This window comes from Pseudomonas sp. ADAK2 TE3594 (genome assembly GCF_053628675.1).
In genome coordinates, this window is the sequence record NZ_JBRJGV010000001.1 from 499,366 (window position 1) to 512,659 (window position 13,294).

Genomic DNA, 13,294 nt, shown 5'->3' on the forward strand with positions numbered 1-13,294 from the left:
TCATGGCTGCTAAAGAAGTTAAATTCGGCGATTCCGCCCGCAAGAAAATGCTCGCCGGTGTCAACGTCCTGGCTGACGCAGTAAAAGCGACCCTGGGCCCTAAAGGCCGTAACGTGATCATCGAGAAGAGCTTCGGCGCTCCGACCATCACCAAGGACGGCGTTTCCGTTGCCAAAGAAATCGAGCTGAAAGATCGCTTCGAAAACATGGGCGCGCAGCTGGTCAAAGACGTTGCCTCCCGTGCCAACGATGACGCAGGCGACGGCACCACCACCGCTACCGTTCTGGCTCAATCGATCGTCAACGAAGGCCTGAAAGCCGTCGCTGCCGGCATGAACCCGATGGACCTGAAGCGCGGTATCGACAAAGCGACCATCGCGATCGTCAAAGAGCTCAAAGCCCTGTCCAAGCCTTGCGCTGACACCAAGGCCATCGCTCAGGTCGGCACCATCTCGGCCAACTCCGACAGCTCCATCGGCGACATCATTGCCGAAGCCATGGAAAAAGTCGGTAAAGAAGGCGTGATCACCGTTGAAGAAGGCTCGGGCCTGGAAAACGAACTGTCGGTTGTTGAAGGCATGCAGTTCGACCGTGGCTACCTGTCCCCGTACTTCGTCAACAAGCCAGAGACCATGACCGCCGAGCTGGACGGTCCGCTGATCCTGCTGGTCGACAAAAAGATCTCCAACATCCGCGAAATGCTGCCAGTACTGGAAGCCGTTGCCAAAGCCGGCCGTCCACTGCTGATCGTGGCCGAAGACGTTGAAGGCGAAGCCCTGGCGACTCTGGTTGTGAACAACATGCGTGGCATCGTTAAAGTCGCAGCCGTCAAGGCTCCAGGCTTCGGCGACCGTCGCAAGGCCATGCTGCAGGACATCGCTGTTCTGACTGGCGGTACCGTTATCTCCGAAGAGATCGGTCTGAGCCTGGAAAGCACTACCCTGGAACACCTGGGTAATGCCAAGCGCGTGATCCTGTCCAAAGAAAACACCACCGTGATCGACGGTTCCGGCGTTGAGGCTGACATCCAGGCTCGCGTGCTGCAGATCCGTCAGCAAGTGGCTGACACTTCGTCCGACTACGACCGTGAAAAACTGCAAGAGCGCCTGGCCAAGCTGTCCGGCGGCGTTGCAGTGATCAAGGTTGGCGCCGGTTCCGAAGTTGAAATGAAAGAGAAGAAAGCCCGCGTTGAAGACGCCCTGCACGCTACCCGTGCAGCCGTTGAAGAAGGCGTGGTACCTGGCGGCGGCGTGGCACTGGTTCGCGCTCTGCAGGCTATCTCCGAGCTGAAAGGCGACAACGATGACCAGAACGTTGGCATCCAGTTGCTGCGTCGCGCTGTTGAAGCGCCACTGCGCCAGATCGTTGCCAACTCCGGTGACGAGCCAAGCGTAGTGGTCGACAAGGTTAAGCAGGGTTCGGGTAACTACGGTTACAACGCTGCTACCGGCGAATACGGCGACATGATCGAAATGGGTATCCTGGACCCGGCTAAAGTGACTCGTTCGGCTCTGCAAGCGGCTTCGTCGATTGCCAGCCTGATGATCACCACCGAAGCCATGATCGCTGAGATCAAGGAAGACGGTCCTGCTGGCGGCGGCATGCCAGACATGGGCGGTATGGGCGGCATGGGCGGCATGATGTAAGCCAGCCTCACCCTGTACATAAAAACCCCGCCTGCATCGAGCAGGCGGGGTTTTTTATTGCCCGTCACAAAGGTGTGTTGTTCATGAGGGCCCCTTCGCGGGCAAGCCTCGCTCCTACAGGTATTGAATCCGCGTTCGCCATGAACTTGTAGGAGCGAGGCTTGCCCGCGAAGGCGTCAGCTCAGACGCTGACAGGTTCCGCGCTGTCTACTCGCTCAGCCTTGGACGCTGGTCGATAAAGGATGTAGTAATACGCCCCCAGACAAATCAGCCAGCAGAAAATCGCCGTCCACACGTTGTGCGAAAAGAAGTGCGCGCCCTGCATCATCCGGCTGATGGAAAACACCGAGCCCAACGTAAAGGCCAGGACAAACGCCTTGCGTGCCAGTCGCGGGCGACGATCACGCAACACGAAAAACAGCGCAAACAACGTGAAGCCAGTCGCCGCATGACCACCGGGCCAGCAGCGGCCCGGCTTGTCGGTGTGCGGGCGAGGGCTGAGCAGTTCGCTGTAGGTTTCGTGCCCGCCGAATTGCTCCAGGCTCCATGGGCATTGCACCGCCGTCACCGCTTTGACCGGGGTGACGAACGAGGTTGCCAGTGCCAGAGACAACACCAGGCAACCCAGTTCACGTTTGAACGGCTTGAGCCTTTCCATGAAAAAGGAGCCGACGAAGCCCAGAATGGAGAACACCGAAAAGGCGATGACCACTTGCTTGGCCCGGTCATGCAGGATGTTTTCCAGGAAGTAGCTGTGCCGTCCGATGAACGCCCCGGCGACCGGGTCATAGAACAGCTTGGCAAGGTCCATGTCCAGGGACGTCAGTTCGAGCAACAACAGGGTGATCGCCGCAATGGCGGGCACTCCCAGGCATAGCCATACATTCAATGGCCTGGAAGCGGGGCGGGCAGCGGTCGAAGCCATGGCAATTCCTTGGTGAGTGAAATGTTCTGAAGAGCGCAACCGCGGGAGTCTGAACACGCCTCTGTCGTCAGCTTGTGAATCGATGGTGAAAAAGTTGTTAAGGCCGTTTCAGGTTTTTTTCTCGGATTTACCCCTGCACGCCGCCACTATCCCTGAGCCACACTTGGCCTTAAGCTGCGCGCCAAGACAGCCGTTACTGTGTACGGAGGAGGTGCCGATGCGAATTCTATTGGTTGAAGACAACCGCGATATCCTGGCCAACCTGGCCGATTACCTTGGACTCAAGGGTTACACCGTGGATTGCGCGCAGGACGGTCTGTCAGGCCTGCACCTGGCGGCCACCGAACATTACGACTTGATCGTGCTCGATATCATGCTGCCTGGCATCGACGGCTACACCCTGTGCAAACGTCTGCGCGAAGACGCCCGCCGCGACACGCCGGTGATCATGCTCACTGCCCGCGATCAACTGGATGACCGTTTACAAGGCTTCAAATCCGGTGCTGACGACTATCTGATCAAACCCTTTGCCCTGTCCGAACTGGCCGCGCGGATCGAGGCGGTCATGCGCCGCGCCCAAGGGGGCGGTCGCCGTACCTTGCAGATCGGCGATCTGTGCTACGACCTCGATACTCTGGAGGTGACGCGTGAAGGCCGTCTGCTGAAACTTAATCCGGTGGGCCTGAAGTTGCTGGCCGTGTTGATGCAGAAAAGCCCTCATGTGTTACGCCGCGAAGTTCTCGAAGAAGCCCTGTGGGGCGATGACTGCCCGGACAGCGACAGCCTGCGCAGCCACGTCCATCAACTGCGTCAGGTGATCGACAAGCCGTTCGCCAAACCCTTGCTGCATACCGTGCACGGCGTCGGTTATCGCCTGGCCGAGGGCCGTGATGGAGTTTAAGCAGAGTCTTTCTCAGCGGATCATCATCGCCTTTGCGTTGATGAGCGCGCTGGTTGCGGGAGCCTTCGCCATAGGCATCATAGCGACCGTGCACCTGGTGGAAGAGAAACTGATTTCGGCAGGTCTGGGCGGCGATTTGCAACGTCTTTTGCTGATGGACAGCGTGTCGGACTGGAGCCACCGCCCCGAGCCGGACCAGCTGTTCTATTTCAGCGGCGGGCCGGGCGACTTCGAGTTGCCCAAGGATTTGCGGCACCTGGACTCAGGCTTTCATGAAGTCTTTCGCGAGCAGCTGTCGTACCACGCGATGGTCGAAATCGTCGACGGTCGGCGTTACGTGCTGTTGCAGGACCAGAGCGATTTCGAAGAGCGTGAGCGGGTGTTGTTTGCCGTGGTGCTGGTGGGTTTCGTGCTGAGCCTGGCATTGGCGGTATTTCTTGGCTGGGTGTTGGCGCGCAAGGTCATGGCGCCGGTGGTGCGACTGGCCCGTCAGGTGCGTCATCGCGATCAATTGCTGGGCCTGGCGCCACCACTGGCGCCGGATTATGCCGCCGATGAAGTGGGCGAACTGGCCGTGGCCTTCGACGCTACCCTGGGGCGCTTGCGCCAGGCGTTGACCCGTGAGCGATTGTTCACCAGTGACGTCAGCCACGAGCTGCGCACGCCGTTGATGGTGTTGGCCAGTTCCTGTGAGCTGTTGCTGGAAAACCCCGGTATCGATCAGCGCGGGCGTGCTCAGGTCGAGCGAATCGCCCGTGCGTGTGCCGAGATGCGCGAGCTGGTGCAAACCTTCCTCATGCTGGCTCGCGCTCAACATGAAGACGCCAGCATGGCCCCCCAGCAGACCCTGAGCCAAGTGGCCGACGGGCTGCTCTGTCAATGGCGCGAGCCGATCGAAGCCAAGGGCCTGGCGCTGAACGTTGAGCCGGGCAATCCGCCGGACACCCGCTATAACGCGACCCTTCTGCATGCGGTGATGGGTAACCTGTTGCGTAATGCACTGCATTACACCGAGCACGGGTTTATCCGTTTGGCGATGACGGATACGGGGTTCGTGGTCGAGGACAGTGGAGTCGGTATTCCCGAGGAAAAACGTGAGGCGATGTTCGAGCCTTTCGTGCGTGGCAACGAGAAACGTGGCGAGGGGCTGGGGCTGGGACTGTCGCTGGTGCAGCGGATTTGTGAGAACCAGGGCTGGAGCGTCAGCTTGACGAACATGGAACCCAATGGCTGCCGTTTTCAGGTGGATTTGAGTCCTTCCCGGATCTGATGGAAAAAACGAAATTCGGTCCTGTAAAACCCTGAAATACTTCCGGGTTTTACATGACAAATTTTTCACAAATGCACGACCTGACACTGACACCTCGCTACCTAAGGTGGTGGTCATCAGAAGTTCAGGAGACTGCAGTGATGGCTGGCCCGATCAAACTCGATTTTTCCGAAAAGTACGACGATCAACACGCCCAGAAGTATTTGCGCAAGCATCAGGCAGGTCTCGGTCGCCGACTGTCCCACTGGCGTGACGAACAATTGGCGCGAAAAGCGCTGACGCTGGCCGGTGAGCCAGGATTGGTCCTCGATTTACCGTGCGGCGCGGGGCGTTTCTGGCCGCTGCTGGCGGAAAAACACAACCGTGTCATCATCGGGGCCGACAACTCGGAGTCCATGTTGAAGACGGCCATGCAGGCGCAACCCGCCGACGTGGTAAAACGGGTACAACCCTTGCACACTTCTGCATTCGACATTGCCTTACCCGATAACGCCGTCGACAGCATTTTCTGTATGCGCTTGCTCCATCACATCGGTGAAGCCGAGCATCGACTGGCCATCCTGCGCGAATTCGAGCGCGTCACCCGCGACAGCGTGATTGTTTCGTTGTGGGTGGACGGCAATTTCAAGGCCTGGAAACGCAAGCGCGCCGAGAAAAAGCGTGGGCAGGAGGGTTACCAAAATCGATTTGTGTTACCGGCTGCCACGGTTGAAAAAGAATTCGAGCAGGCGGGTTTCCGTATCCAGGAGCAACTGGATTTTTTACCGCTCTACGCCATGTGGCGGGTCTATGTATTACGCAAGAGGTAACAGGATGGCAGCGCAGTGTGCAGCACAAACGGAAATTGCTTCTCAGGACCGCTTCGACTATTTCTGGAACCTGCGCGGTGAATGGGTAGAAGAACCCAATGTCCGTCGTGGTGGAGAAAGTGGCGTGCAGCGCGTCATGGGCAGTGATGGACAGCTGCTCTACACCAAGCGTCAAACCGGGCATATCTATCGCAGCGGGTTACACCCGTTCGGCCGGCCGACAGTGTTGCGCGAGCGCGATGCGCTCATCGGCCTGCGCCTGCTCGACGTTCGTGTTCCGGAAATCGTTTTCTGTGGGGCGCAGCGCGATCCTGTGCACAAATGGCGCGCATTGCTGGTTACCAAGTCCCTGGATGGCTTCGAAGAAATCGAACACTGGTACGCGGGTGGCGGTCGCGAGCGTTATGGTGAGGTAGTGCATGATCGCGTTTTGAAGGATCTGGCCGACAACCTGGCCCGCATGCACAAGGGCCGTTGGCAACACAGTTGTATCTACATCAAGCATGTATTCGTGCGGGTCACCGGCGAGGGCGAGTCAGCCAAGGTCGAAATTGCCTTGATCGATCTGGAGAAATGTCGGCAGCGTTTGACCGCCCGTCAAGCGGCGGGCCATGACCTGAAACAACTGCGTCGCCACTCGTCGTTCAGCGATACAGACTGGAAAAAACTCGTCTATCTTTATGAAACGGCGTTTGGCAGCGCTATCAAAGGCTTATAACAATGAAACTCGAAATTGCACGAGGTTTGTTTTTAGCCGGAGCCTTGGCAGTTGCTTCATTGGCGGTGGCTGCCTGGGAGCAGCCCCGCACTCAAGTCCTCAGCTCCGTGCACGGTGACGCGCATTGTCCGTTGCCCCGGGTTGCCAAAGCACCCGTGGCCACTCAACCCGATCATGATTTATTACTGTTCATGTTCGGACTTTCTCAGGGACTGAGGCCACAAAGTTGAACAGATTGAAGCCCAAATAAAAGGCCTCGCAAATGCGAGGCCTTTTGCTTTTTGATCAATGCCGATCGTTCCCACGCTCTGCGTGGGAATGTCTCCACGGACGCTCCGCGTTCGGCTTTTGATGGGACGCGGAGCGTCCCGGGCTGCATTCCCACGCAGAGCGTGGGAACGATCATGCAGGAGCTGCCGAAGGCTGCGATCTTTTGACGTTAAGGTTTATCGGGCTTGGCCAGCAACGTGTAGATGCACGGCAACACGAACAAGGTGAACAGCGTCCCGATCGACATCCCCGTCGCGATCACCGTGCCGATGTCGAACCGGCTGACGGCACCCGCGCCCGTGGCGATGATCAACGGCACCATGCCGAACACCATCGCCGCCGTGGTCATCAATACCGGACGCAGGCGAATGGCCGCCGCTTCCTCCACCGCTTCGCGAGGTGACAGGCCCTTTTCCTTGCGTAGCTGATTGGCGAACTCGACGATCAGGATCCCGTGCTTGCTGATCAGCCCGATCAACGTCACCAATCCCACTTGGGTATAGATGTTCATGCTCGACCAGCCAAGGAACAGCGGGATCAACGCGCCACAGATCGACAGCGGTACGGTGACCAGAATCACCAGTGGGTCGCGGAAGCTTTCGAACTGGGCTGCCAGCACCAGGAAGATAATCGCCAGCGCCAAGGCAAAGGTGATCCACAGCGCGCTGCCTTCCTGAATGTATTGCCGTGATGCACCGGCATAGTCGACGGCAAAACCCGCCGGCGCTTCTTCCCGGGCGATCTGGCGCACGGTGTCGATGGCTTCACCCATGCTGACCAGCGGGACCCCGGAAAGAATCGCCGAGTTGAGTTGCTGGAACTGGTTCAACTGGCGCGGTCGTGCCCGGTCGGTCACGGTGATCAGGGTCGACAGGGGCAGCAATTCGCCCTTGGCGTTCTTGACGTAATAATGGTTCAGCCAGTCGGGGTTATCCCGGAAGGGCCGTTCCACCTGGGCGATGACTTTGTAGCTGCGACCTTCGATGGTGAAACGGTTGATCTCTGCTTCACCCAGCAACGTTGCGAGGGTGCCGCCCAGGTCCTGCATCGATACACCCATCTGTGCAGCCTTGGCCCGATCGATATCCACCACGACTTCGGGTTTGTCGAAGGCCAGGTCGACGTCGACGAAAGCGAACTTGCCGGATTCCATCGCTCTTTTTTTAACCCGGTCCGTCACTTCCAACAACGACTCATAGGTGTTGGCCGAGTTGATCACGAATTGAAACGGCAAGCCTTCGCCGGTGCCCGGCAAGGACGGCAGGTTGAAGCCGAAGATTTGCAGCCCGGGAATGCTCTCCAGTTTGCCCTGAACCTCGGGCAGGATCTGCATTTGGGTCCGGTCGCGTTCGTTCCAGGGTTTGAGCAGGAAGCCGCCGATCCCCGATTGCACGCCGTTGAAGCCGTTGATCTGGAACGAGGAGTAGTACTCGGGGAACTCCTTGAAAATCGCGAGGAACTCGTCGGTGTAGGTGTTCAGGTAGTCGAGGTTGGCCGGTTGCGGGGCACTGGCCATCATGAAGATGACGCCCTGGTCCTCGTCCGGCGCCAGTTCCGACTGGGTGAATTTGAGCAGCACCGGAATCAGGCACAGCACGATCACCGCGAACACCAGCACCACCGGCCGGGTGTTGAGGGTGCCGTGAAGCACACTCTGGTAACGACGCTTGAGGCCTTCGAAGATCACGTCCAGGCGATGAGCCAGGCCGCTGGGGTTTTCATCGTGGCGCAACAGCAGGGCGCACATCATCGGCGACAGTGTCAGGGCAACAACGCCGGAAATCACCACCGCCCCGGCCAGGGTCAGGGCGAACTCCTTGAACAGCGCCCCCGTCAGGCCGGTCAGAAAGCCGATCGGCGCATAGACCGCCGCCAGGGTAATGGTCATCGACACCACCGGCATGGCGATTTCCGCAGCGCCTTCAAGCGCGGCATCCAGCGGTGTCTTGCCTTCTTCGATGTGTCGATGGATGTTTTCCACCACCACGATGGCGTCGTCCACCACCAGCCCGATGGCCAATACCATCGCCAGCAAGGTCAGCAGATTGATCGAGTAGCCCATCATCTGCATGAAGAACATCACGCCGATCATCGACAGCGGAATGGTGACCACCGGGATCACCACCGAGCGCAGGGCGCCGAGGAACAGGAACACCACCACGATCACGATCAGCACCGCTTCGAACAGGGTTTTCACCACTTCGTCGATGGAGGCCTGGATGAACAGCGTGGCGTCGTAGGCGATTTCACCTTTCAGGTTCGGCGGCAACTGGGCTTCCAGCTCCGGCATGATCTTGCGCACTTCCCTGATCACATCCAGCGGGTTGGCGCCGGGCGTGGCCTTGATGCCGATGTACACCGAGGGCGTGCCGCCGAAGGAACTGACGGAGTTGTAGTTCTCCGCGCCCATTTCGACCCGCGCCACGTCCCGCAGCAGTACGCGACTGTCGCCCTCTACCTTGAGCGGGAGCGCGCCAAAGGCCTCGGCGGATTTGAGTTCGGTGTTGGCGTTGATGCTGGTGACCACGTACTCGCCTTTCACTTCGCCGGCGGCGGAGAGGAAGTTGTACTGGCGCACAGCGTTGGTCACGTCGCTGGCGCTCAGGCCATAACCGGCGAGTTTCACCGGGTCCAGCCACAGGCGCATGGCGAACACCTGATTACCAAGAATCTCGGCTTCGGCCATGCCCGGCAGGGTCGCCAGTTTCGGCTGGATAACCCGTGACAGGTAATCGGTGATCTGCGGATTGCTCAGCTCCTTGCTGAAGAAACTGATGTACATCAGCGCCGAAGCGTCGGCGGCTTCCTTGCTCAGCACCGGGTCTTCGGCGTCCTGGGGCAGCTGGTTCTTGACCTCGTTGGCCTTGGCCAGCAACTCGGTGAACAAGCGGTCGCTGTTGGAACCGATGCGCGCGTAGATCGAGATCACCGAGAAGTTCTGGCGACTGACCGAGGTCATGTAGTCGATGCCTTCGGCGCTGGCCAGGCTCTGCTGCATCGGTTGGGTGATGTAGCCCTGGATGGTTTCGGCGTTGGCCCCGGGGTAAGCGGTGGTCACCGTGATCAGGGCGTTTTCCATTTGCGGGTACTGGCGCAGCGGCAACTTGCTCCAGGCCTGGAAGCCCAGCAGCACAATCAACAGGCTGACCACGGTGGCGAGCACCGGGCGGCGGATGAACGGGTCGGTAAAAGCCATGGGGATTCCTTGATCAGTCAGCGCGCGGCTGACTGCTCTTCTCGGCTAGGGTCTTGTCGTCGCTGATGGCAATGTGTGCGCCGTGGTCCAGTTTGATCTGGCCCCCCGTGACCACTTTTTCGCCGTTCTGCACGCCTTTGGTGATCATGACCATCCCGTCGCGGCGTTCGCCGGTTTCGATGAAGCGCCGCTCGGCGATCAAAATCGGCTCGCCCTTGTCGTCTTTTTCGAGGCTGCCGTCTTCGGCCTTTTTCTGCGCGACGACGTACAGCGAGTTGCCATAAAGGGTGTAGGTGATCGCGCTTTCCGGCACGACGATGCGTGGCTGCGGATCAGGCAACATCACCTGCAGGCTGGCGAACATCCCCGGCAGCAGTTTGTCATCGGGGTTGGCCAGGGTTGCGCGTACCAGCACGTTGCGGGTGCTGCTCTCGACCTTCGGGTTGATCGCACTGATAGTGCCGGGGAAGCTCTCTGTCGGGTAGGCCGAGACAATGACTTGTACCGGTTGGCCGAGGGCGATTTTCGGCACCGATTGTTCGGGTACAAAGAAGTCGACGTAGAGGCTGCTGATGTCTTGCAGGGTGGCGATCATCGTGCCGCTGGCCACGTAGTCGCCGACGTCTACCTGACGAATGCCGATGGTCCCGCTGAACGGGGCGAGGATGCGTTTTCTCTCCAGTGCCGCCTTGAGCTGATTGACCGTGGCACGACTTTTTTGCAACACCGCCGAGAGTCGGTCGAACTCGCCTTTGGAAATGGCCTGGCTGCCCACCAATTGGCTGCCGCGACCGTAATCCAGTTGCGCCAGTCCCAGGTCGGCTTGAGCGGTTGCCAGCAGGGCCGTTTCAACGGCGGTATCGAGTTGCAGGATCGGCTGACCGGCCTTGACCTTCTGCCCCGACTCGAACTGCACCTCTTTGACAGTGCCGGCGATCTCCAGGCTCAGGTCGACCCCTTGCAGCGCCGTGAGGGTGCCGACCGTTGGCAAACGGCTTTGCCACGGACGTTCGGTGGCGGTGGCCACGGCGACACTTATCGGCGGTTTCGGCACGGAGAAGCCTTGCATCATCGTGTAGATGGAGAAGGCTTTGTAACCGGCCAGGACCAGCACGATTAGCAGAACAACACCCAGCATGATCAGCATGCGGCGACGCAGCATATTTCCATTTCCTTGGAGAAAATCAGGTGAGACAGGCGGGAACATTACTCCGAGTGTGGCAGTGAATCCAACTGCCACTTTTTACAGGCGAGCACAAAACCTGCAGGAGCGAAGCTTGCTCGCGAAAGCGGTGTGCCAGTCAGCGGGAATACCGACTGATACATCGCTTTCGCGAGCAAGCTTCGCTCCTGCAAGGGCGGGTGAGATCAGATGAGATGCAGATGGTTGTCCCAGAGCCCCGCAGGTAACTCCAGAGGTTTTGCAACCAGGGTTGTCTGGCGACAATCGTAGTACCGGCAACGGCCTTGGCCGGAAGTCACGACAAAACCATCGGCCACGGCCCCGACGCCGGCGCAATCGGGAAGTGGCGCATCCAGGCGTACTTCACCGCTGTCCAGGTCCCAGATAAAAAAGCGGTTGCCCCGCGGCGCGGTCAGGGCGACCAGACGCAGTTCGCTGTGCACGGCGACGCTGGCGGTGTAATGCCCCATGGCCTGCAATTGATGCTCGGGCACCGGGAACGCCACGAACGGTTGGCCGGGACGCTTGATTGCCAGCAGCTCCGATGACTCGTGGGCAGCGCCCATGAACTGCTGGCCGGCGACGATGGTGCCATCGCTGGCGACGCCCAAATGCCGCACGCTGTTCATCTGCTGGGCCAGTGTTTCCTTGCTCAACAAAGTGCCATCGCGCTGCATCAACACCAGGCTCGGCTCCATCGCGTTGAGGTTCATCTCGACCCGGCTTTCGGCCTCGGTGCGAATGCCGCCGTTGGCCACGATCAGCGTCTCGCCATCGGGCATCCACGACACCTGATGCGGGCCGACACCGTGGGTGGAAAGCTCGCCGCTGTGGATAAGTCGCTCACCTTCGAACTTATACACACCGAGCAGGCCACGGCCCGGGCCGGTGGTGTCGTTTTCGGTGGCGTACAGCCAGTCGCCGCTGTGGTGAATCACTGCGTGACCGTAGAAGTGCCGGTTCGGCTGCGACACCACGGTTTGCAGCAACGTGCCGTCGCGCAGGTCGATCAGGTAACTCTCGGTGCCCGGACGCCGGGCGACGAATAGCGCTATCGGCAGCGTCGGATGGTTGATGATGTCGTGGCAACGCTGGCCGACCTGGGTGGCAAACACCCGGGTGCCATCCAGCCGATAACCGACGGCGTAATGCTTGCCGTCACCATCGTCCCGCGCCGAGAGCAGCAGCGGGCTTTTGTCCTTTTGCTTGAACAGCGTCCAGCCGCCCAGTGTCACCGCACCCAGCAGCAAACTCCCTAATGTCAGAGCCTGGCGTCGCAGCATGGCACTTGCCCTCATCAGTCACCGTCGTTGGCGTTGAAGCCCAGTTGGATGCCCAGCGCCTTGGCCAGTTCGCCTTCGTGCAGGCGATGGACGACATTGAGGCTTTCATAGATGGCGTTGAGCTGCTGGCGCCCGGCATCGTCAGTGAGCATATCGGTCAGCGAGCGCTGGTTGCTGGCGAGCAGTTTCAGGGATGCTGCGTAGGCCGCGTCGATCTTGTCGGCCAAGGGTTTCTGCTCGCTCGGCAACAGACCGCGCAGGCCTTTGTTGTCGACACCGACCCAGACCGTTTGCGCCGCGCTCAGGCTCGCTTCCAGGCTTTTCAGCGACGATTGGCTACGCCAGGCATCGGCCTGGAACGGCTGTGGCGTGCCCTTGCTCTGGCGACCCATCGGCGTGCCGAGTTTTTTCTTCAGGGTGTCCAGCGCCGTCACTTGCACGCGCAGCAGATCGGCGATCGCTTCGTGGGAGTCGGCGTAGCGCTGGTTGGGGAATTTGCTCATCTGCGCGAGCATGCCGTCGTTGGTGTTCCAGCGCGACAGGATATCTTCGGCCAGTTGCTTCTGACGTTCGCCAATGGCGGTCAGCAGCGGGCAGTATTTAGCTTTCTGAGCGCTGTCGGCCATGTCGATCTTGCTGTCGAACAGAATGTACTCATAGGCCGAGAGGCCTTGCACCACAACGCTGGATTTGGTCAGGGCGGCGGCATCGATCTGTGGCTGCGCGGTGACCAGTTGCTCGACCTGACGGCCGACAAGGTTTTTCTTGTCCGGCCAGAACTGCACTTGCCACGAACGGTTGCCCTCGGCCAACGGCCCGATCAGCAGCGGTTGCAACTCGGCCCAGGCTTTCTGCGCGTGCAGGAAGTCGGCGCGGGCGGTATCAAGATTTTCCTTGCCTTGGCAGAACGCCAAGGCGCTGACCGCCAATTGACGGTCGGCTTCGACCCAGCGGCTGTAGGTCGGCAGGATCACTTGCTTGGCGATGGCGGCCGACGTGACCGCTTGCGGGTCCTGGGGCGAACAGGCGCCCAAGGCGAGGGCGGCAAGGCTGGTGAACAACAATTTGGGACGGAACATGTCGGGCTCCCGCT

The 13,294-nt window shown here is 59.7% G+C and carries 11 protein-coding genes; 6 read left to right on the top strand and 5 right to left on the bottom strand.

The window, feature by feature from the left end; all coding sequences use genetic code 11:
- Positions 1-2: 2 nt before the first annotated feature.
- Complete coding sequence (gene groL, locus AB7M22_RS02180) at positions 3-1,646, top strand: chaperonin GroEL (protein ID WP_008009270.1); 1,644 nt, start codon at positions 3-5, stop codon at positions 1,644-1,646.
- Positions 1,647-1,827: 181 nt separating this feature from the next.
- Here groL and AB7M22_RS02185 read toward each other — a convergent pair whose 3' ends face one another.
- A complete protein-coding gene (locus AB7M22_RS02185) occupies positions 1,828-2,571 on the bottom strand; it encodes a phosphatase PAP2 family protein (protein ID WP_454185087.1) in 744 nt (247 codons plus the stop codon).
- Between the two features lie 217 nt (positions 2,572-2,788).
- Here AB7M22_RS02185 and colR point away from each other — a divergent pair, with 217 nt between their 5' ends.
- The 5 genes from colR (at position 2,789) to AB7M22_RS02210 (ending at position 6,499) form a co-directional block, all read left to right on the top strand.
- Positions 2,789-3,472, top strand: coding sequence for a two-component system response regulator ColR (colR, locus tag AB7M22_RS02190; protein WP_454185088.1), 684 nt, complete (start codon positions 2,789-2,791; stop codon positions 3,470-3,472).
- Positions 3,462-4,742 carry a sensor histidine kinase gene (locus AB7M22_RS02195; protein ID WP_454185089.1) on the top strand — a complete coding sequence of 427 codons (1,281 nt, stop codon included), beginning with the start codon at positions 3,462-3,464 and terminating at the stop codon, positions 4,740-4,742. The genes colR and AB7M22_RS02195 overlap by 11 nt, the downstream gene beginning before the upstream one ends.
- 140 nt (positions 4,743-4,882) lie before the next feature.
- Complete coding sequence (locus tag AB7M22_RS02200; protein WP_008009262.1) at positions 4,883-5,551, top strand: class I SAM-dependent methyltransferase; 669 nt, start codon at positions 4,883-4,885, stop codon at positions 5,549-5,551.
- Between the two features lie 4 nt (positions 5,552-5,555).
- Positions 5,556-6,269 (top strand): lipopolysaccharide kinase InaA family protein, encoded by a 714-nt coding sequence (locus tag AB7M22_RS02205; protein ID WP_454185090.1) that lies wholly within the window; start codon positions 5,556-5,558, stop codon positions 6,267-6,269.
- 2 nt (positions 6,270-6,271) lie between these two features.
- A complete protein-coding gene (locus AB7M22_RS02210; RefSeq protein ID WP_026331876.1) occupies positions 6,272-6,499 on the top strand; it encodes a hypothetical protein in 228 nt (75 codons plus the stop codon).
- Positions 6,500-6,708: 209 nt separating this feature from the next.
- Here AB7M22_RS02210 and AB7M22_RS02215 read toward each other — a convergent pair whose 3' ends face one another.
- From AB7M22_RS02215 to AB7M22_RS02230, 4 genes are all read right to left on the bottom strand, one after another.
- Entirely contained in the window at positions 6,709-9,735 is a 3,027-nt protein-coding gene (locus AB7M22_RS02215; RefSeq protein WP_454185091.1) for a multidrug efflux RND transporter permease subunit, read from the bottom strand.
- Positions 9,736-9,748: 13 nt separating this feature from the next.
- Positions 9,749-10,897: an efflux RND transporter periplasmic adaptor subunit gene (locus AB7M22_RS02220; RefSeq protein WP_008009257.1), complete on the bottom strand. Its 1,149-nt coding sequence runs from the start codon at positions 10,895-10,897 to the stop codon at positions 9,749-9,751.
- Positions 10,898-11,103: 206 nt separating this feature from the next.
- The gene (locus tag AB7M22_RS02225) at positions 11,104-12,201 is read right to left on the bottom strand and encodes a DUF1513 domain-containing protein (RefSeq protein ID WP_454185092.1); all 1,098 of its coding nucleotides are present in this window, start codon (positions 12,199-12,201) and stop codon (positions 11,104-11,106) included.
- A gap of 14 nt (positions 12,202-12,215) precedes the next feature.
- Positions 12,216-13,280: an imelysin family protein gene (locus tag AB7M22_RS02230; RefSeq protein WP_454185093.1), complete on the bottom strand. Its 1,065-nt coding sequence runs from the start codon at positions 13,278-13,280 to the stop codon at positions 12,216-12,218.
- Between the last annotated feature and the right edge of the window lie 14 nt (positions 13,281-13,294).